The organism is Calothrix sp. 336/3, assembly GCF_000734895.2.
GTDB lineage: Bacteria > Cyanobacteriota > Cyanobacteriia > Cyanobacteriales > Nostocaceae > 336-3.
The window spans coordinates 4,254,180-4,274,483 of sequence record NZ_CP011382.1 but is presented as its reverse complement, the minus strand read 5'-3'; the positions used below and the strand labels follow the sequence as shown (position 1 = coordinate 4,274,483).

Here is a 20,304-nt window from a genome sequence, read left to right as displayed (position 1 = left end):
GTCTAATTTACCCCTACAATCACAGGACTCTTTTGCAGAAATTCCCATGCCGCTTGAAACTGTGGATCTTCCTCCGTACCTACTTGTTCACGGGTAATTGATACAGAGGGGATAACTTTATCGGGTTTAATTCCCAATTTATTAATGTCTCGGTGCTTAGGGGTTTCATATTTAGCAATAGTTACTGCCAAGCCAGAACCATCAGATAATTCAAACAAAGATTGAATTAAACCCTTACCAAAGGTGGTTGCACCAACTAAAGTTGCTCGTCCGTTATCTTGTAATGCACCTGCTAGAATCTCACTAGCGCTAGCTGTTCCCTCGTTGACTAAAACTACCAAGGGGTCACTAGTTAAGGGTGGACCAAAGGACTCAAAACTACCTTGAATTCCTTGACGATTGACTGTATGAACTACTGTCCCCGAATCTAGCCATAGTCGAGCGATTTCTACCCCTGCTTGCAAAAGTCCCCCAGGATTATTCCGTAAATCCAGGATATAGCCATCGGCACCTTTTTTTTCTAACTGACTGACTGCGTGTGCCAACTCTGCTGCGGCATTGGCGTTAAATTGAGTTAGGCGGACATAACCAATGGATTTACCCTGATTCCCAGGACGTAATTCTGCCACTACAGGATTTAAAGAAATGCGATCGCGCATAATTTGCACCTCTTTTTCCGCTTCCCCATCCCTGGCAATCAAAAGCGTCACAAAACTACCAATCGGACCTCGCATTCTAGCCGCAGCTTCATCCAAAGTCAGGTTTTGGGTAGACAATCCTTCGATTTGCAGAATGCGATCGCGCGGCTTAATTCCCACTTTCTCTGCCGGCGAACCTGCGATGGGGGCAACTACCTCTAATTTTCCCGTTTCTTGGTTTAAGGCAATTTGTAATCCGACTCCAGTCAGTTCTCCAGAAGTATTCACCTGTAGACTCCGATATTGCTCCGGGTCTAAAAACCGAGTAAACGGGTCATCCAAGGTTTTCAGCATTTCCTGGATTGCCTTATAAGCTGACTGCTCGTCTTTCAGGGGTTTTGCTAAGGTCTTTTGACGTACAGTTGCCCAATTTTGATGATTAAATGTCTCATCCAAATAGCTTCTATTGACAATGCGCCAAACTTCTGAAACCAATTTCTGCTCATCGGTTAAAGCTAATGCTGGCTGAGAAAAACCATATATACCTACCCAAACAGCCATAAATAAGCAAAAAATTACCCGCAAAACCCGATTTTGTATTAACCCCATTTTTGATTCCACTCTTAACCCCAATAGCCTAAATCCAGTCAGGGCAAAAAACATTCCGTTTTCCACCATCGAAAAATTTCAAGTTAGGTCAAAAACTCGCTGTATTTTCTGAAATTTATCAACTTCTACGACTCCTCAACCCCTCAAAAGATGAAATCTATCTCTCGATTATGTTACTTTTTTTATAGAAGTGGTGCATTGTTTTAATCAAGTTGTGTTCACAACTGGTAACAGTCAGAGCCGCTCAATAAACGATAGAATCTACTTTGTGTCCATCATCCCGGATGTTTGGGTGCAAGGAGAACGCAATACATTCAACCTTTGCAGAGTGTGAAGTTTTTTAAAAACTCTCTGCGCTTGAATGCTCTATTATCAAACGAGGGCATTCCTCTTTGCGAACATCCCCAAATTATTTAACTGGGAGTGAACCCACTTCTAGAGATGGTTTGCCCAATGTCATGCATTCTGGATGCGTTGATGATCTGCCCTGTTAAGCTTTGGCGTATCATACTCATGGAAAGCATATGGCGTAGGGTTCCTCGTTGAAAAAGTGGCAACCCAAAAGGTGAGGTCTCGGTGGCTTTTGCCCTAGAGAACTTCAACAGATAATCAACCGCGATCGTGTCTTAGGAATTTTGAGATTGTATGGCTAACGTTTATGACTGGTTCGAGGAACGCTTGGAATTACAAGCGCTCGCCGACGACGTCACCAGTAAGTACGTCCCTCCCCATGTCAACATTTTTTACTGTCTGGGTGGTATCACCCTAGTTTGTTTCCTGATCCAGTTCGCAACTGGATTTGCGATGACATTTTACTACAAGCCAACTGTTGCTGAAGCTTATTCTTCTGTACAGTACATCATGAACGAGGTCAACTTTGGTTGGCTAATTCGTTCCGTCCATCGCTGGTCTGCCAGCATGATGGTACTGATGATGATTCTGCACGTTTTCCGGGTATATCTAACTGGTGGTTTCAAAAAACCCCGTGAATTAACTTGGGTTAGTGGTGTTGTCCTCGCAGTCATCACCGTTTCCTTTGGTGTAACTGGATATTCTCTACCCTGGGACCAAGTTGGTTACTGGGCGGTGAAAATCGTGAGCGGTGTACCAGAAGCTATCCCTGTAGTTGGTACTCTGATATCTGATTTACTTCGTGGTGGTTCTAGTGTCGGACAAGCAACCTTAACCCGTTACTACAGCGCTCATACCTTTGTGCTGCCTTGGTTAATTGCAGTCTTCATGCTGTTCCACTTCTTAATGATTCGTAAACAAGGTATTTCCGGTCCCTTGTAGTTTGAGTTACCTAGGCATTAGCTATTTGCAGATAGAAATGTTTGTTTTAAACTGATGAGAAATAGCTAAACGCAACATAAGCTACAAAGTTAGCAAACATTTACATCCGCAGCTAAAAGCTAATGCCTAATAGCTAATAGCTTCTACAAATGCTTTAACCCATCCTCAGCAGGAGAGCGCATTTAAAAATGGCAACACAGAAAAAACCCGATCTGAGCGATCCTATCTTAAGAGCTAAACTGGCAAAGGGTATGGGTCACAACTATTATGGTGAACCCGCTTGGCCCAATGACTTGCTCTATGTTTTCCCAATTGTAATTATGGGTTCCTTTGCTTGTATTGTGGCTCTAGCAGTTCTAGATCCAGCAATGACGGGCGAACCTGCAAACCCCTTTGCAACACCCCTGGAAATTCTGCCAGAGTGGTATTTGTATCCTGTATTCCAAATCCTGCGCTCTTTACCTAACAAATTGTTGGGTGTATTAGCAATGGCTGCCGTACCTCTGGGATTGATTTTGGTTCCCTTTATTGAGAGCGTCAATAAATTCCAAAATCCTTTCCGTCGTCCAGTCGCTACCGCAGTATTCCTATTTGGTACATTAGTAACTGTGTACTTAGGAATTGGTGCAGCTTTACCATTAGATAAGTCTCTGACTTTGGGGCTATTCTAAAATCAGTTACTGAAAAGCGTCTTGACGCCTGTGACTTTCTCACTGAGTGCGTAGGTACTTTTGAGAAAAATCCCCAGGCGTCACTTTTAATAACATCAACATTTTGATACTATGTCTACAGATTTTGAGTTAGAATGCTATTCCAAAATCTTAGATTTATCTAGTCATGTTAAGTGGCTCTCAAAATTTTTTTCCCAGAAACACACATCTTCTCAGTCAAGGTCAATGCTTAGCATAGTGCAGCAAGACCATCTGGCGGTAAAAAGCGAACTCAAGCTTCTGAATCAAGTGCAACAGTGGTTTGAGCTATTTTGTCTGCAACACTTATCTCAGTTAGGTTGGTCAGAAAGTCAACTGTATAGACTCAATTTAGCATTAGCAGAAGGTTTTACTAATGCTGTTCGTCATGCCCATCGTGCCCTACCACCAGAAACCACTATAGATATTAATGTTTCCCTGTGGTTGGATAGATTAGAAATCAGGATTTGGGATCATGGTAAACCTTTTGACCCCAACGCGATCGCCGAACCAGAACCAGGTACTCTGCAAGTCGGGGGGTATGGATGGTTTTTATTGCGACGTTTGGCAGACAAGGTTGTGTATGAACGTGATACAGACGGTAGAAACTGCTTACTCATCGTCAAGTATGCTTTAAAAAATTCTGCTGTTTGATATTTGGTTTCCGCTTTTACAGGATATTTACTCTGTGTAGAGATATGCCGGCAATCTCTCTACATCTGGTTATCTTAATTCTTGATTAATCACATCACGCTAGATATTTGATAAGTCAAACTGTGCTTAAATAACAACATTTTTTGTAAGTTTTGCCTAGAACAAAATATTCTGAAGGTAGCTTACAAGGAAATGAATATTATGAAAATACTAGAGATATCTTAATTTATTTTCAGGAATATAGATATTATCATAGGGATATATAGAGCTAATAAGAATTTATACTTGTAGATTCTATATTTGAATTCCTAGAGACAATTTTCATATTTATCTGAACTATGCAAAAGATATTAACCTCGTCAAACTTTGACGGATTATTCAACGAACGTTTTGCAAAAAACTTATTCCCAGTTCCAGCCTCAAATACTGTGGAATTAGGGCAAATAACGATGGATTTTAAATTGCCAGATATGACGAATGGGCAACAAATTAGATTATCTGACTATCGTGGGAATCAACCTATATTACTAGCTTTCACACGCATTTTTACTGAAAAACAATACTGCCCTTTCTGCTATCCTCATATCAAAGAATTGAATGAAAGATACGAAGAATTTCAACAAAGGGGTGTGGAAGTTTTATTAATTACTAGTACTGATGAAACTCAGAGTCAAACTGTTGTTCGAGATTTGGGTTTAAAAATGCCTTTGTTAAGCGACCCTCGGTGTTGGGTATTTCGTGCTTATAAGGTTGGACAAGCTTTAGGAGCCCCACTTCCAGCACAATTTGTGTTAGATAAGCAAGGTAGATTGCGTTATAAACATTTATTTTCCTTCTTGGATCACAATGCCAGTATTGAAAGATTACTGGCAGAGTTTGAGGGGGAATAGGGAAGGGGAAATCTGTATTCTTGAACCTCTAATTTAATTTTCCCTGATTCCCTGATTTTATAATCTAATGTTGTGTAGGTGACTGCGGGGGTTATAGGTACGTAATGAGCGGATTTTTTCGTAGTATTCTCGCTCCTGTTGGCTGATATCTCTAGGTGTGGCGATCGCGATTTTGACTAATTGATCTCCACGCTCCCCTTTAGGTTGTTGCCACCCCTTACCCCGCAAGCGCAGGGATTGTCCAGAGCGCACTCCCGCAGGTAATTTCACCGTCACACTACCATCAGGTGTGGGGACATCAATAGAAGCACCAAGAACCGCTTCATCGGGGGTGATAGACACTTCACAGACTAAATTATCACCCTCAAACTGGAAAAAGCTATGGGGTTGTAGTTCTACTTTTAAATACAAGTCACCCCGTTGTTGGTTAAAGGGGTTGATAGCACCTTTGCCACGTATCCGTAGACGGGAACCGGTTTTTGCTCCTGGGGGAATTCGCACATCAATTGTCTCATTACCCAAGCTGAAACGCTTTTGAACACCATGGAAAGCTTCTGAAAAAGATAGGGTAATAGTTGCTTCACTATCTTGAGCAGTAGCAGCACCACCCATATCTTGAAACCCAAAGTCATTAAAACCGTTAAAACCTGTGTTGTTGGTGGAGGTTCGATAACTATAGGTTTGTCTAGCATTGCGGGGATTAGCACCACCAAAACCGCCAATTAATTCATTAATAAAATCCTGGAAGCTACCATATTGGCTGAAGTCTACACCGCCCATATCAACGCCAACACCAGCACCACCGGGGAAACCTTCACCAGCTTGTTTCCAGTATTGACCAAATTGGTCATATTTTTTGCGTTTATCTGGATCTGATAAAACTTCGTAGGCTTCGTTAATTTCCTTAAACCGTGCTTCAGCTTGCTTATTGCCAGGATTTACGTCTGGGTGGTATTTGCGAGCAAGTTTACGAAACGCTTGCTTAATATCATCTTGACTGGCAGTTTTACTTACTCCCAAAACTGCGTAATAGTCTTTAAAGTCGGTTGTAGCCATCCACCAGCCTCCTCTAATCAATTTACTCTAAATTTTCTTATCAGGACTTAGGCAAACATAGAGTCGAAACAATGATTTCCACCTAGGTGTAATTCAGAAATTGACTCTATAGCCCGTACTTGTGTGTAAGTCCTACTTATAAATAAAACGACTGACTTTACCTATCTCTATGATTATTCTGAAAGCGGGCAAGAAGTCAGGATTTTAGGTGAGAGATAATTTCTCTCCAAAGACTCTAATTTTAAATTAACAAACCTTAAATACAATCATGGGCGGTAATTCCTCTGGTGAGTTGAGCAATTACCGCACATTTTCAGCTTAATTCTGGGAGCGGCAAAATTTGCGATCGCCATCGTGTTCAGGAAATTGCCAGGAATAGGCAAAATGGCTAACTCCTTTTAATTGGGGTGCGTGTTGCCGTAACGCTTGCATCTGTAGTTCCAAGGAAGGACGATTACTCATAGATTTACCCCAAGTACCAGCTAAGGCAGGAATTATCTTGGTTCCTGGTTTTGCCATACTGATGACTCGTTCTACTTGTTGTGCAATGCAATCGGCATTTTCACAGTTAGCATAAGCCATGGGATGCCACTCCATGGTATTGGAAAACCGATCCCAAGGCTGAAGACGGGAGTCGTAACCCTTACCTACCATTTGATTACCTTCGGGAAAGAATACTGCTCCTGTGGGTAAACCCATCTGTTGAGCAGGATAGGCGGCTAAATTGACAAAATCAAGAATTCCTTGCATGGCATGGGCGACTGCCAGTTGCCATAAGTCCCATTGCAGTTGAGGTTGTCTCTGATGGGCTGGTAGGATTGATTTAGCGGCATTGATAGTTCTACCCTGCCATAGGGGTTCTGCTTCCTGGGGATAGAGTTGATCGACTTGGTTAATATCTCCGGCGGTGATGTATCCTTTGGCAAGAAAGCGACGAATTAAATCTAAACCCTTATTATTTTGTGCCCGTTTAAATAAAGCTGCTTGGGTAGCTTCAGTATATAACCACAGGTCTGTAACTTTTGTGGCGATGGAGTCAGTACCGGCTTGCCGGGGATAGCGTACATAATCAAAGAGCATACCGTCGGGGCGACGACGGAGTATCTCCTGTACCATCAGGTAATAATCGCGTTTTGCTTGGTTATTATAAGGGTCAATGAAGACTTGGGAAGCGTTATCAACTACGTAGAGGCTGGTTTGTCCTTTGCCATTGCGAGCGATCGCCCTTTCTCTGTCTTGACGCAGGGCATAGGTATAACCAAAATTGGTGGTAAACATCCAAGCGTAGACTTTTAAGCCCCTTTGCTGACCTTTTTTGATACCTAGTGCTAATAAATCAGCGTTTTCGGCTCCAGGGGTGCGAATTACAGACTTCCAAACTGTGGGGTTCTTGGCTTGGGGTAATAGGACTCGCCCATCGTAGAATGCTTCCAGGTATACTTGGTTGTAACCCCGATTGACAATCCGATCCATAATATGTTCAATGGCTCCAGGTTGTAAGTCACAGGGATATAACCGTAACCAAATTGCCTGAACTTGGGGCCAATTGCGATCGCGACATTCTTGCAAGTCTTGGGCGTGTTGCCGCAATAATTGCTGATAGCGACTTTCTGCTTCTGGATTGTCTTTCTGCGCAGATTTGCGTAAAGTCTCTTTTTCTTGAGCGGCAGATACGGATACTTGACAAAACTCGTTAATTTGTGCTTGTACTGGTTGGCTGCCAAGATAGGGCATCAGTAGGGCACTACTAAAGCAAACAGCGAACAAACGTCGCCAAGGCTGGAAAAATTTGACAACATTCTCAGAACTGTTAGGCATAGGGATGGTAAACTGGCACTCCTTGAGTTGTAAATTGGCAACAGGGAATGAGGGATATTTCCTTCACCCCTTCTCAGTATTATTCTCATCGCATTCTATGCCCTAATTTTTATAAATTGTGTAATTTACTGCCTGATAACTATGAAAAATTACCCATAAAAATTAATAGATTCCCAAACTATTGATAAATCAAGTCGGGAATCTTCATACTAGAAATAAATTTGAAATTGCGTATTGGTTCAATAGCGAGAAAATAACTAGTACAGCACGGCGGAAATAAAACAACCATACCCTAGGGGAAGTCTTGTTATATCTACACAATCAACAAAACACTTAGGTTGTATTAATTTTGAATTCTGCACAGAGCTACTAGGGACTATTGGCAATGACAGCAGATTTTAATTAAGCTTCACGTCGTAACGCTGCTTCCACTTGCTTAAATTCTTGTTGTAAACGCTCTTTCAGTTTTTGGGGAACGGGACGATTGGGATAGGAGCTATAATGTCCAGCGAGGGAATTGAGGGCTGTACGCATTGTTGTAAAAGAATTCAACTTTGTCACAGAACCGTTTCTTTGATAGCGAGCAGAAAAATCATTAATTTTTTGACGCGCTTGTGCTTGCGCTGCGGCTCTATCCGGTGCATCTGTGGGCAAATCTATGGCATTTTTCAAGGTATCAATCACTGCTAAGGTGTCTTGGGAATAATTGCCTGTTAAACTACCAGGAGCGCCAGAACATCCGGTTAAACCAACAACCACAACCAAAACCAGGGCGAGCAGACGTGACAAATAGCGCTTCATAATCAATGAGTAAAAATACATTAAGTCAACGTCCATCCTATCTTGGATTGGCATCCAATATCATGTCTGCTTGAACCTGAGTATGATGAGTTGAGGTGGGTAATAGGTAGTGGGGAAAAGAATTTTTTCTGGGAACTGTCACTTTGATGATAACCAAGGAAGAGTTCAAATAGTTCTGTACAAAGTGTCTCGTTGTTGATATGGTCTTCCCAGGGAGGCGATCGCCCCTTGTAATGTCTCAACTTCCATACACGTACCCCCCAGCGCCCCTGCCATGGTGGTAATATGTTCTTCCATCAAGGTGCCGCCAATATCGTTACAACCCCACTCAAGGGCAGTAGTTGCTCCTGTAATTCCTAGTTTTACCCAACTCGGTTGATGATTGGGAATATATTTTCCTAGGTAAATCCTGGCTACGGCAGTCAGCAGAAGTGTCTTTTCTAACTCTGGTTGGTTGCGTCCTACACGATTTCGTAGGGATTTTGGCGCTTCCTGCCCCACGAAGGGTAGCAAAATGAACTCTGTAATTCTGGCGGGATATTGGTGATGAATGGCGGTTTGTTGTAGCGATCGCAGTTTTTCTAAATGGGTAATTTGCTGTTCTGGGGTTTCGATATGTCCACACAACATGGTACTAGTTGTGGGTAAACCTAATTGGTGAGCAGTACTGATAATTTCTAGCCAGGTGGCTGTATTGATTTTTTCTGGACATAGTACCCGTCGTACTTGATCATCTAATACCTCGGCGGCGGTTCCTGGCAAGGAATCTACTCCCGCATTTTGCAAAGCTTTAAGTACAGTTGCATAAGTCAAACCATCTTCACGGGCAATAAATTGTACTTCCTGGGGTGAAAATGCGTGGAGATGTAACTGGGGGAATTCTTCTTTGATGGTGGCAACTAAACGTAAATAATAAGGTAGGGATTGACCATTAATTTTGGCTGCTAAGTTTAATCCCCCCTGCATACAAATTTCTGTAGCCCCTTTGTTAACTGCATCGGCGGTTTTGTCACGAATTTTCTGCCAATCTAACCAATAGGAACCATCATCCCCGGAATCCCGACGAAATGCACAAAAGCTGCAATGTTGCTCACAAATATTTGTAAAGTTGATGTTGCGATTGATGACGTAGGTAACGGTATCACCAACTTGCTGTTTGCGTAATTGATCTGCTGTTGCTTGGATAGTGGCGATCGCTGCTGCATCAGTTTGCTGAAGTAAAAACACTCCTGCTGCTGGGGATAAATCATCTCCCCTGGAGACTTGCCGTAAAATCCCATCAACAGAACCAATATTTTCTACTATCACTGGAGTCAAAGTAAGATATTTCCATTTTACCAGCTATCTTTTCACCAGATAAACTTAATTTTCTAACTTAAGATTGGTGGCGATCGCACTCAGGTGAGGTTCAAAAACCGCTAAATCTTCAAAATTGGCAAACTTTCCTGTGACAGCAGTGGGAGCAAAAGCAGTAGTGATCACGTAAACATGATTACTATTAATAGCAGCATAACTGAGATGTTGCTCCCATATACCTCCTTGAGACTTTAAACCCACAAATCCATAACGAATTCCTGGGGACTTACCTATTGCTATATTTTGGGGAGGATAGGCAGAAAATAGGATGCGATCTTGTGCTTGATTTTGATATTCCTGCTGACGATCTTGGGTTAAGTTTGTATAGTTTTCATTTGCCCAATTCTTCAAGGCAAGGGATACCTGCTGATTATACTCAGGGTGTTTTGTATCTAACTTGCCATCCTTGAGAATACCAGTAGTTGCCAGGGCTTTCCGCAAACTCTCTTGCTTCTGGAGAGGGTGAATTGCCATTTCTACTGTTCCCACCGGTTTACCAGCTGCGGAAACACATAATAAAGGAGCTTCCCCAGCGCAAGGTGAAACCTGCCAATTTGTTGGTGCAGACGTTTTACCTAAAAGGGTTTGCCAATAATTACCTGAAAGTGACACACCAGGTGGATGAGTTGAGGAATGAGATTGAGGAGCAAGATAACGTATTCCTAAGGGTGTGAGAACTAAAATCCCACCAATGAGCAACAAATGGTAGAGTCGCAACATGATTTTTGGCAAAAGTTGCAGGTTGGCAGAAACTTCAAATATACTTGAGTCAGTATAAAAGAATAGGTAATAGATAATTAGTATACCTACTAATACCTATTACCCAGCGTTAGAGTTACCTTTCTTTGAAATATACATTGTTGATAGTAGTCATTCCGCACAAATAATGGGAGAAAAACTATATCTGTTTGTTGGGAATGGAAATTGTAAATAAAGTTCCCTCTCCTGGTACAGAATGACAATCTATCTTCCCTCCATGCTTTTCGACAATAATCTGATAACTGATAGATAAACCAAGTCCCGTACCTTTACCGATAGGTTTGGTAGTAAAAAATGGGTCAAAGAGTTTTGTCCGGACTTCTTCACTAATTCCTAAACCATTATCTTGAATACGGATTTCTATCCATTTACTATCTAATACCTGACTTTGAATATGGATTTGTGGTGTTTTATTATACTTTCGTCCTTGCTCTGATAAGATTACTTCTTCTAAAGCATCAATGCCATTTGCCAGAATATTCATAAATACTTGATTCAATTGCCCTGGGTAGCATTCAACTGGGGGTAAATCCGCATATTCTTTGATAATCTGAATTCCGGGACGTTTTCCAGAGGGTTTGAGGCGATTTCCCAGAATCAGTAAGGTGTTATTTATCCCTTCATGAATATCCACTGCTTTAAATTCAGATTCATCTAGACGGGAAAAATTGCGAAGAGATAAGACTATTTGGCGAATGCGATCGCTACCAACTTCAATAGACTTAATTAGCTGGGGTAAATCTTGCTGTAAATAATCTAATTCGATATCTTTAATAGTTTTTTGAATTTCTACTGTCCCTTCTGGGTATGTTTTTTGATAGAGACCAACTAAGTATAAAATATCTTTTGTGTATTCGGATAGATGGGTAATATTACCATGAATAAAACTAGTCGGGTTATTTATTTCGTGGGCAATCCCTGCTACCATTTGTCCCAAGCTAGACATCTTCTCACTCTGTACTAGTTGAGCCTGGGTTTCTTGAAGTTGTTTGAAGGCAGTAGCTAATTCTTCTATCTGGTGATTTATTTTTTGATCGCGCAGGGTGAGTTGCTCAACCATCTGGTTAAAGCTTTGGGCAAGTTTACCTACTTCATCTTGACTATCTACGGTGATTCGGGTGCTTAAATCTCCATTTGCCAACTTTGCTGTCGCATTGGTGAGTTTCTGGAGACGACGAGTCAGATTACGGGTGACAAATAAACCGATAGTTAAGGCGATCGCTCCCCCGATTAAGCAAAAACCGCTAATAAACAGCACTAATTGTGTTCCAGCTTCAGTAATCGGTATCACAGAATTTAATAAAACTAGTTTAAGTTTGTTGTTATCATCTGTGGACAAGGTAACTGTTTTTGCAAAGTATTCTTGATTACTCAATGACACTTCAGTAACTGGAGTATTTACTGATGGCGGTTGCCATGTTAATCCCCTCAACTGAGGTAGGGTACTAACAGCAATTTGATTATTAGTAACTGCCAGTAATTGCTGACTGGAGGCGGTGCGGCTATGATTTAGTAGCTCCTCGGTAACGGTATACCCGACTATAATTCCACCCAGATTCTTTTGTTGAGATCTCACAGGTATGACTACCACTATTACAGGTGGCACTTTACCACCAATGGAGATCACATCCGTGATTTGTAAACCATTTTTTGCTGCCTTGATAACTGCTTGATTGTTGATAGGAATTTGGGAAATTTCGCCTTTGCGTAAATCTCCAATCACTAAACCTTGATTATCTACAACAGTAATCATATCTAGTTGCATACTCGCTTGAATTGGTAGCAAAGTTTGCAGTAAGGTAGTTCGATTTGCGGAGGCGATCGCTTCTATGACTTCATTTTGATTTGCTAGCCATTTTCCCCGTAATTCTAGCAATTGGTGACGATGGGAGAAATTTTCTGACAGCAAGTTTGTCGTGCTTTCTGTTTCAGCCACCAGACGGTTTGCCACATACCCGATAAAAAAACTGTATATCCCGACTCCCGAAATCCCAAAAAATATCAACATCAAGGGCAAAAGTAATTTTACCGCCACAGGTAATTTGGCGTAATTTCTTTGAATTACCATGATGCTTATTTTTTCCCTTCCGGTAAGACTAATCCCATTTTTGTCAATTCTGAGCGCATACTGTCACTCACCGCAAAATCTAGAAACTTTTGCACCGATGGGGAGAGAGATTTTTGAGTCACAACTCCAATATGTCTCACCATCTGATATTTACCACTAGCTATATTATTTTGCGAGGGTTCCACACCATCTAAGCTCAAACGATTTACTTGTAGATTATTACTGATAGCTTGGGAAAGGGCAAAAGCACCTATGCTATAAGGTGTACTTTGTAATGCAGTAATCAAGTCTGGTTCTTGATTGAGAATAACTGTATCCTTGCCATTGGGTAAATCTTTACCCAGATAATACTTACGTAGTAACTTTTTGGCAGATTCATCTTCTGGACGATCCAACACTACAATTTTCGCATCTGGACCACCAAATTCTTGCCAGTTTTTGGCTTTTCCACTATAAATTGCTTTGAGGTTATCTGTAGTTAGATTAACTACTCCCTTCACCGTCGGATGGGTAGCTACCAACAAAGCATCCTTGGCAAATTCCCGGTATTCTAAGGTATTAGGAATATCTTTGGCTGTTAACTGCTTGCTAACTGCTGCTACTTGTAAAATTCCATCTTTAACTGCGGCGATCGCGCTTTCAGAGTTACTTGCAGGTAGCAAAGTAATTTTTATTTCAGGATGTTTATCTGCATAGCTCTTGATTACTGATTTCAATAAGGAATAGGTACTACTAGAACCAGCAATTTTAATTTCGGTGGTGATTTTGAGATTATTCTCACTAGTCTTCTGACTATTCTGGGATGAAGAAGAATTTCCCGTAATAGATGTACATCCAGTTAATCCTCCCCAGACAAAGGATACTAGCACCATGAGCAGCAAGTGATTTTTGAGCATGGGAATCATTGCAAATTGAGATAGTACTCTATATTTCCCACTTCTAGCACCCAAATTGACAATTTTTGACTCTATTCTCAATTAACTTGGCAAATTTACGATAAACACACTACCTTCTCCCATCCGCGATCGCACGGTGACACTACCTCCCATCCCTTCCACAAACGTCTTGACAATCGCTAAACCTAAACCAGTACCACCGGTATTCGAGTTACGCGACTCATCCACACGATAGAAGCGTTCAAATATCCGTGATTGGTGCTGTAGGGGAATTCCATAACCGCGATCGCAAACTTCTATCGTCACCATTTTTTCCCTTTGACTTAATTTAACCACCACTGGTGCATCCGGCGGAGAATATTTGATAGCATTATCAATTAAATTAATCAGAACCTGTTTGAGACGACTATAGTCAACTTTTACCCATATTTCTAAGTTAACTGTCTCTAAAATAATACTTCTGTCACTATACTGCCTTGCCATGGCAATCACTTCATTGACTAATTCACCTAAGCAACAATTCTCTATATTTAAAGGGAAGTTTCCACTATCAGCACGAGCTAAATCCAATAAATCCTGTAAAAGCCTAATTGTTCTTTCTGCCTCCATTGAGGCTGTTTTCAATGCTTCCCTTTGCATTTCTGTTAAATTATTTTCGCGTCTTAATACACTTTGCAAATAGCCATTTACAATTGTTAAAGGTGTACGCAATTCATGGGAAACATTACTCACAAATTGTTTTTCCTGCTCCCAGGATAGATTCAGCCCAGATAGCATTTTATTATAAGTATCAGCTAATTCCTTCACTTCACTAGGAGCTTTATCTAGTTTAATTTTAGCTGCCGATAAATCCTGAAAGGAAATTCCTTGTGTCATCCGACTCAGTTGGCGCAAAGGTTTTAATGCCGCATATATATATATAGTTACTGCACCACAAATAATAACTATTAAACAAACACTTCCAATTGTTAAACTCTGCACTACCATTAAAAACATTTTTTGGTCATGACTAATGTCTTTAACGACAATGACTTCTCCTAAATCTTGCTTTTTGACAATTAATCTCCGACTACAAACAACAAAATATTTTTTTTCAATTTTATAAATATTTGGTCTAATTTTATCTTGAGAAATATTAATAATAGTTTGAGCGATATTTTCCGGCAAAATGCTCCAATTATTAGACTTCAGCACTAATCGACTTGGGGAATTTTTTACCCACAGAAAAGTACTATCATTAGCTAAATAATTAAGAGACTTTTTTAACCCAGTTTGCAATGACATCATTTCGCTATAAACTTCTACATCCCTAGGCAATCGGGCTAACATTTGCTCAATATCATGTTTATGGCTGCCAATTAAAATCTGTTGCATTTTCCAATTTGTCCACAAGGTAAAACCACCAATACCTAAAAGAGAAAATGCTGCTATTCCCAATGTTAAACGTAATCTTAAAGAGAAAAAATCTAACCTTTTCTCAAGTATTTGTAAAATATTCACATTCTTAATTAAAATAATAAATTGAGCAAGCTATTAATTCTTGCTAAATACTGACATAGCATTTCTCATTTTAGTAAAGTAAGGAAAAAACTCCCAAAACCTCCTTGGAATCGGTGTGCGCGATAGTGAGGTTAGGGTATATCTTACTGGAGTGGGAACAGCTATATAAACTAATCTTAACTGAAAGTCTTAATTAATGAGATTTCAACTTAACCGAACAATCTCACTAATGCTTTCACTCAGGTTTCTTAACTAACTTCTATATTTTCCACAAAACCTTAAAAACTGGATTTTCAGCCAGGAATGAGAGTTTTTGTGATTACCGATTCTCAAATAACCTGTTTATTACCAAGATGTCAGAGATGAAATTTCCAAAAAATCATCAATCTCTAGATACCCTGCCATTCTTAATATAATACTATTTTTCCTAGTTTAAATTAATTTCACCTGAGAATTACTTGAGAATTACCTGTGCCACTTATATGATGGAGCTATTATCGTTGACTAGTTCTGATTCTGCCTAACTTATAAACAAGATAAAATCTATCTTTGTAAATCAAGCTGCTTGTCACAAGATATCTTTTTTCGATATTTGCCAAGAGCGTCTTATCAAGATTCATCAAAAATATACTATCAAAGTTTGTGGATAATTTGGGAATCCGGCGATTGGAAATTAATTGAAAACTGACTGTATCCTCTAATTCTCGACTCAGCGCAAGCACATTACCAAAATTAATTCCTTGATAATCACTAATCACTAAAGGACGATTAGCACGATTCACAATCCTGGCAATTTGCATATTGCCATAACTAAAATTTTTATGCCACCATGTATCTGCCTGAGAAATAGTTAAACAAGAAATAAAGCTACAAATCAGTAAAAATATAAAAATTACTTGCCAAAGATTTTGGCGAATAAAAGTACCACTATATAATTGTGTTGCCACCAGGTAAGCGAGAGAAATTAGTATACCTAGGTAAGTAGTGATAAAATACTCATCCCAAAAAAATATTTTTCCCTTTGCTAATAAGCTCAAAGGTATAGTAATAATTATAGGAACAAATATCAGTGTAAAAACAAATAGCCAAACAGAAATATGGGTGGTGCGATATAGGAAATATAGGCTATATCCCATCAATGAAATTATGATCATTGCCATGCACCATCCGAGAATATTGCTAAAAACCATCCCACCATCGAAAACAAATCTACTAAAATTCCAGAGATTCAAAAAGGGAAAATCAGTTATTTGTGGAGAATTTTGGATAGATGCTGTAAATAACTTAAATCGCAATAAATCTCCTAAAGTAATGAAGAGCCAAGGGAGAAAACCCAACAATGCAGCAGAAACACTAATTGTGTAGAGTTTAGTGATTTTATTCCAACGATATTGATTGATTATAAATATATAAAGACTATGAGCGATCGCCATAATGAATGCTTGCCAAGAAGTATATAAACTGATTAATAAGCACACACCATAGATAATCCAGTTTTTTTGTTGATTTTCGTTAGTTTTAGAGATATTCTTTCTCGATATTGCTCTTAGTAAACTAGTACTAGTAAGAATTGCCATGAGCAACCAAAGCATTGTATCCTGAGCATCCTGGGCATAAATCAGGTTAAATGGAGAAATGCTAAGGAGGGCGATCGCCAACCAGGGGAACGATAAAGGTACTCTCAATAATTCTCGACATAACCAATAGATGCAGGGGAAAATTAATAAGCTAATCAAACAGGATAAACTTCTAATTGCTGTTATCGAATTTCCAAAAAATTGCACCCAAATTCTGGCAATAATATAGTATAAAGGCGGATGTTGGGGGTTCTCGATAGCTACGGATTTTACCGTATAAAAAATATTTTTTTCTCGGTTAACACCTTGAAATTTTGTCAGTGCTTGCCTAGTCAATACTCGTCCATTAAAAATTTCTTGCCTTACTTCTGCCGCAGTATAACCAGAAATGCGTAAAGAGACATCCACCTCATCATAGGAATATATCTTTTTATCTAAATTTCCCAGCCGAAACAAAATACCTACTACTAATAAAAATATAATCAGAAATCTTAGCCAATTCGGAGCAATTATTATTTTTTGCATAGTTTTGCACCCGATACACAATTTTAGTTCATAATACTAAGTTGTTATCAAAAATAGTTAGTATTATCTGCTCTTGCTACTAGAAGAAAGTCATCTCATCATCCTGCAACTACTATGAGAAGACGCAACTTACAATCAGTGAATATCTCATAATTAATCATCCATGAGCAAATATTAATTACATTTAATACCATCTCTGAATGCATCTTTAAAGACAATTCATCGATATACAAATAATTAATCAACTCAGCAAAAAGAAAAATCTTTGCTCCTTGCCTCTAGGACAACAGTAGATAGAAATATTCAAAAAATAAAGCAGGCTCGAATTTGTATCTAATCATTGAGCCTGCCGTATTTATTATGAACTATCAAAATCACCAAAAAAAACTTAATTAATTGGTTAATTAGCGTGGTTGGTGCTACTGTAGCGTACCCTAGTTCCTGCCCACAGTAACTTTTCTCGCAGAGTTTGATAGTAGGAGTTGTTCTCCCGCAAAATAATAAACTTTGCTCGACAGTCTGCCATTCTGACATCAACACGGTGTCCGGGCCAAATGGAAGTTGCCAATACTCCATCAGTCCATAGTTTCGTACTCAAATCATAATCTCCCAGGGGCCAAATACTCACCACCGAACCTGGAGGCAAAATGAGAGGACGACTCGACAAACTCATGGGACAAATGGGAGTAATTGTAATCGCTTCCATGCCATCATGCATGATTGGACCATTGGCTGAGACGGTGTAACCAGTGGAACCAGTGGGAGTAGCCATAATTAAACCATCACCCACGTACTGATCGACTACCTCACCATCAATTTCCATTTCTAAAATTGAGGTAATCATGCGATCGGCAGAAGCGGGTTTAACACACATTTCGTTCAAAGCCAAATAACGCTCTGTAATTGGCTCCAAATTAGAACCATGTCCCTCAAATACTGCCGCTTGTAACATCATTCTTCGTTGGATAGCGTAGCGATCTTCCAACAAACGTTCCCAAACCTGCTCCGTATCTTGAAACTCTTCCACTGATTCCGTTAAAAACCCCAGATGTCCCCCCACATTGACACCTAATATGGGGATACCTGCGGGAGCGAGATGTCTGGCACCAGTTAAAACAGTACCATCTCCACCGAGAACGACAGCCAGGTCTATCTGTTGGGGAGCAGAAGCCAAAAACACCGGATAGGGGTTATCCTTGGGTCCGCTCGGTCCAATAAGAACCTGGCATTGACGATTTTCTAGTTGCTTGGCACAGATTTCTGCCCAGCGTTTACTCTGGGAGTCTCGTGCCTTGTAAGCAATAATTACCTGCTTTAGCTCCACTGTATTACCACTTGAGGAGATTGAACTGCTCCATATCGACAGTATCGCGGTTACGATAAATTGCCAAGACGATCGCCAAACCAACCGCCGCTTCCGCAGCAGCAACTGTGATCACGAAGACAGTGAAAACTTGACCCTTAATCATTGTGGAGTCAAGATAATTAGAGAAAGCCATTAAGTTTAAATTAACAGCATTGAGCAATAACTCAATGGACATTAAAACACGCACTGCGCTACGGCTAGTAATCAAGCCATAAATGCCGATACAAAATAGCGCGGCAGCTAGTAATAAAAAGTACTGAAGTTGCATTGTATTCGTTGTTGTCAGTTTTGGTTGTCACCAGTTAGCTATGAGTATTGATTGACAATTTAAGATTTTAGATGATAAATATTTTTGCTTGTTCTGCACCTCGCCCTTTAACTCTAGGCTCAGGTAATAAAATCAAACTCAAATTGACAATCCAAAATCCCAAATTGTGGGACTAATCCTTATCATTACCAGCTGAGACTAGCTCCCTGGGACGCTCAGGTAATGTTAAGACTGTTTGTTGTAAGTCACTGCTTGGCTCTGGTAAGTACTCTCGACGTGCCAAAATAATTGCACCGACCATTGCCATCAGCAATAAAATCGAAGCGAGTTCAAAAGGCAGCAAAAAGTCGGTAAAGAAATGCTCACCAATCAAAACAATAGTATTCTCAGCAGGAGTTGTGGTGGTTTGTGCCCAAGGTGTAACAACAACCATCGTACTGAGAAGGGCAAATAATCCCAAGCTCACCACCCCAGTTAAAGCTTTGCGTACCCAAGCTGTGGGGAAAGGAACAAAGTCTTGCCGCTTGTTGACTAACATGATGGCAAACAAAATTAGTACGTTCACCGCTCCTACATAGATGAGTACTTGAGCTGCGGCAACGAAATCAGCATTTAACAGGAGATATAACCCTGCAATACTTATAAAGACACCACCTAGCATAAAGGCAGCATGGACAATACTAGAAAACAGCACTACACCGAGTGCTGCCCCAATCATCATCACTGCCAGGATACTAAATGTAACAAATTGTACTCCTTCTGCCAGATTCACAATTTTAATCCTTTGTCAATGGTCAATTTGATGTATTTTAAGCTTGGTAATGGGTTGCCCAAGGGCAGTAAATAGTCATTTCCAGCCCATTACCTATTGCTGATTACCCATTAGTATTTTCCACTAAATCCTCTGGACGAGCGCCCGGACGGGGTGCATCGGCGGGAAGATCGTGGGGGTCCATCACCCCTTTGGGGAGATAAACTAACTCGCGCAGGGGAGTCACCATGGGGTCGTTGGTCACTTTGTAGGGAAGGCGACCAAGAGCCACGTTATCATAATTGAGTTCATGGCGATCGTAGGTGGAGAGTTCATACTCTTCTGTCATTGATAGGCAGTTTGTTGGACAATACTCCACACAGTTGCCGCAGAAAATACAAACGCCAAAATCAATACTGTAGTGTTTGAGTTTTTTCTTCTTGCTGGCTTTATCGAATTCCCAATCGACTACAGGTAAGTTAATTGGGCACACCCGCACACAGACTTCACAGGCAATACATTTATCAAATTCGTAGTGAATCCGACCCCGAAAACGCTCACTAGGTATAAGTTTTTCATAGGGGTATTGAACAGTGACAGGACGGCGGCGCATATGGTCGAAGGTGACTGATAAACCTTCACCGATATAACGTCCGGCTTGGACTGCTTCTTTGGCGTAATCACCTACTTGCTTCAGGAACTTGAGCATGGTTCGTGTCTCTCTCTCGTTTGGGATTTTAGGCTTGGGATTTGGGATTTTACTGCCATCTCAAATCTCAAACCAAAAATT

General features: G+C 40.4%; 18 protein-coding genes. 4 read left to right on the top strand and 14 right to left on the bottom strand.

Annotation, left to right across the window (positions count from 1 at the left end; genetic code table 11):
* Nucleotides 1-2: 2 nt before the first annotated feature.
* Complete coding sequence (gene ctpA / locus IJ00_RS17835; RefSeq protein WP_035159238.1) at nucleotides 3-1,247, bottom strand: carboxyl-terminal processing protease CtpA; 1,245 nt, start codon at nucleotides 1,245-1,247, stop codon at nucleotides 3-5.
* A gap of 645 nt (nucleotides 1,248-1,892) precedes the next feature.
* On the opposite strand from ctpA, the gene petB reads away from it, so the two are divergent.
* The 4 genes from petB to IJ00_RS17815 all read left to right on the top strand — a co-directional run bounded on the left by petB (nucleotide 1,893) and on the right by IJ00_RS17815 (nucleotide 4,773).
* Nucleotides 1,893-2,540: a cytochrome b6 gene (petB, locus tag IJ00_RS17830; RefSeq protein ID WP_035155121.1), complete on the top strand. Its 648-nt coding sequence runs from the start codon at nucleotides 1,893-1,895 to the stop codon at nucleotides 2,538-2,540.
* Nucleotides 2,541-2,728: 188 nt separating this feature from the next.
* On the top strand, nucleotides 2,729-3,211 hold the full coding sequence (gene petD, locus IJ00_RS17825; protein ID WP_035155118.1) for a cytochrome b6-f complex subunit IV: 483 nt from the start codon (nucleotides 2,729-2,731) through the stop codon (nucleotides 3,209-3,211).
* A gap of 225 nt (nucleotides 3,212-3,436) precedes the next feature.
* Nucleotides 3,437-3,883 (top strand): anti-sigma regulatory factor, encoded by a 447-nt coding sequence (locus IJ00_RS17820; protein WP_035155116.1) that lies wholly within the window; start codon nucleotides 3,437-3,439, stop codon nucleotides 3,881-3,883.
* Nucleotides 3,884-4,230: 347 nt separating this feature from the next.
* On the top strand, nucleotides 4,231-4,773 hold the full coding sequence (locus tag IJ00_RS17815) for a redoxin domain-containing protein (protein ID WP_035159235.1): 543 nt from the start codon (nucleotides 4,231-4,233) through the stop codon (nucleotides 4,771-4,773).
* Nucleotides 4,774-4,830: 57 nt separating this feature from the next.
* On the opposite strand, the gene IJ00_RS17810 is transcribed toward IJ00_RS17815, so the two are convergent.
* The 13 genes from IJ00_RS17810 to ndhI form a co-directional block, all read right to left on the bottom strand.
* The gene (locus tag IJ00_RS17810) at nucleotides 4,831-5,829 is read right to left on the bottom strand and encodes a DnaJ C-terminal domain-containing protein (RefSeq protein WP_035155114.1); all 999 of its coding nucleotides are present in this window, start codon (nucleotides 5,827-5,829) and stop codon (nucleotides 4,831-4,833) included.
* A 318-nt stretch (nucleotides 5,830-6,147) separates the two neighbouring features.
* Nucleotides 6,148-7,647, bottom strand: a complete 1,500-nt coding sequence (locus IJ00_RS17805) for a family 10 glycosylhydrolase (protein ID WP_035155113.1) — start codon at nucleotides 7,645-7,647, stop codon at nucleotides 6,148-6,150.
* Between the two features lie 402 nt (nucleotides 7,648-8,049).
* Nucleotides 8,050-8,448, bottom strand: coding sequence for a photosystem II protein Psb27 (gene psb27, locus IJ00_RS17800; protein ID WP_035159233.1), 399 nt, complete (start codon nucleotides 8,446-8,448; stop codon nucleotides 8,050-8,052).
* A gap of 165 nt (nucleotides 8,449-8,613) precedes the next feature.
* Nucleotides 8,614-9,756 (bottom strand): 7,8-didemethyl-8-hydroxy-5-deazariboflavin synthase subunit CofH, encoded by a 1,143-nt coding sequence (cofH, locus tag IJ00_RS17795; protein WP_082127453.1) that lies wholly within the window; start codon nucleotides 9,754-9,756, stop codon nucleotides 8,614-8,616.
* A 54-nt stretch (nucleotides 9,757-9,810) separates the two neighbouring features.
* A complete protein-coding gene (locus tag IJ00_RS17790) occupies nucleotides 9,811-10,524 on the bottom strand; it encodes a hypothetical protein (RefSeq protein ID WP_035155111.1) in 714 nt (237 codons plus the stop codon).
* A 178-nt stretch (nucleotides 10,525-10,702) separates the two neighbouring features.
* Complete coding sequence (locus IJ00_RS17785; RefSeq protein WP_035155110.1) at nucleotides 10,703-12,631, bottom strand: ATP-binding protein; 1,929 nt, start codon at nucleotides 12,629-12,631, stop codon at nucleotides 10,703-10,705.
* Nucleotides 12,632-12,636: 5 nt separating this feature from the next.
* Nucleotides 12,637-13,527, bottom strand: a complete 891-nt coding sequence (locus tag IJ00_RS17780; RefSeq protein WP_144416055.1) for a substrate-binding domain-containing protein — start codon at nucleotides 13,525-13,527, stop codon at nucleotides 12,637-12,639.
* 81 nt (nucleotides 13,528-13,608) lie between these two features.
* Entirely contained in the window at nucleotides 13,609-15,027 is a 1,419-nt protein-coding gene (locus tag IJ00_RS17775) for a HAMP domain-containing sensor histidine kinase (protein WP_035155108.1), read from the bottom strand.
* A 494-nt stretch (nucleotides 15,028-15,521) separates the two neighbouring features.
* Nucleotides 15,522-17,129 (bottom strand): glycosyltransferase family 39 protein, encoded by a 1,608-nt coding sequence (locus tag IJ00_RS17770; RefSeq protein WP_035155106.1) that lies wholly within the window; start codon nucleotides 17,127-17,129, stop codon nucleotides 15,522-15,524.
* A gap of 400 nt (nucleotides 17,130-17,529) precedes the next feature.
* Complete coding sequence (locus IJ00_RS17765; RefSeq protein WP_035155104.1) at nucleotides 17,530-18,453, bottom strand: NAD(+) kinase; 924 nt, start codon at nucleotides 18,451-18,453, stop codon at nucleotides 17,530-17,532.
* 4 nt (nucleotides 18,454-18,457) lie between these two features.
* Complete coding sequence (gene nuoK / locus IJ00_RS17760) at nucleotides 18,458-18,763, bottom strand: NADH-quinone oxidoreductase subunit NuoK (RefSeq protein ID WP_035155101.1); 306 nt, start codon at nucleotides 18,761-18,763, stop codon at nucleotides 18,458-18,460.
* A gap of 172 nt (nucleotides 18,764-18,935) precedes the next feature.
* The gene (locus IJ00_RS17755; protein ID WP_035155098.1) at nucleotides 18,936-19,535 is read right to left on the bottom strand and encodes an NADH-quinone oxidoreductase subunit J; all 600 of its coding nucleotides are present in this window, start codon (nucleotides 19,533-19,535) and stop codon (nucleotides 18,936-18,938) included.
* A gap of 103 nt (nucleotides 19,536-19,638) precedes the next feature.
* Nucleotides 19,639-20,223: an NAD(P)H-quinone oxidoreductase subunit I gene (gene ndhI, locus IJ00_RS17750; protein ID WP_035155095.1), complete on the bottom strand. Its 585-nt coding sequence runs from the start codon at nucleotides 20,221-20,223 to the stop codon at nucleotides 19,639-19,641.
* Between the last annotated feature and the right edge of the window lie 81 nt (nucleotides 20,224-20,304).

What these genes read in the sequence shown, in the direction of transcription:
- ctpA (WP_035159238.1), bottom strand. Translation starts at nt 1,247, where the DNA reads ATGGGGTTAATACAAAATCGGGTTTTGCGGGTAATTTTTTGCTTATTT.
- petB (WP_035155121.1), top strand. Translation starts at nt 1,893, where the DNA reads ATGGCTAACGTTTATGACTGGTTCGAGGAACGCTTGGAATTACAAGCG.
- petD (WP_035155118.1), top strand. Translation starts at nt 2,729, where the DNA reads ATGGCAACACAGAAAAAACCCGATCTGAGCGATCCTATCTTAAGAGCT.
- IJ00_RS17820 (WP_035155116.1), top strand. Translation starts at nt 3,437, where the DNA reads ATGCTTAGCATAGTGCAGCAAGACCATCTGGCGGTAAAAAGCGAACTC.
- IJ00_RS17810 (WP_035155114.1), bottom strand. Translation starts at nt 5,829, where the DNA reads ATGGCTACAACCGACTTTAAAGACTATTACGCAGTTTTGGGAGTAAGT.
- IJ00_RS17805 (WP_035155113.1), bottom strand. Translation starts at nt 7,647, where the DNA reads ATGCCTAACAGTTCTGAGAATGTTGTCAAATTTTTCCAGCCTTGGCGA.
- psb27 (WP_035159233.1), bottom strand. Translation starts at nt 8,448, where the DNA reads ATGAAGCGCTATTTGTCACGTCTGCTCGCCCTGGTTTTGGTTGTGGTT.
- IJ00_RS17790 (WP_035155111.1), bottom strand. Translation starts at nt 10,524, where the DNA reads ATGTTGCGACTCTACCATTTGTTGCTCATTGGTGGGATTTTAGTTCTC.
- IJ00_RS17785 (WP_035155110.1), bottom strand. Translation starts at nt 12,631, where the DNA reads ATGGTAATTCAAAGAAATTACGCCAAATTACCTGTGGCGGTAAAATTA.
- IJ00_RS17780 (WP_144416055.1), bottom strand. Translation starts at nt 13,527, where the DNA reads ATGCTCAAAAATCACTTGCTGCTCATGGTGCTAGTATCCTTTGTCTGG.
- IJ00_RS17770 (WP_035155106.1), bottom strand. Translation starts at nt 17,129, where the DNA reads ATGCAAAAAATAATAATTGCTCCGAATTGGCTAAGATTTCTGATTATA.
- nuoK (WP_035155101.1), bottom strand. Translation starts at nt 18,763, where the DNA reads ATGCAACTTCAGTACTTTTTATTACTAGCTGCCGCGCTATTTTGTATC.
- ndhI (WP_035155095.1), bottom strand. Translation starts at nt 20,223, where the DNA reads ATGCTCAAGTTCCTGAAGCAAGTAGGTGATTACGCCAAAGAAGCAGTC.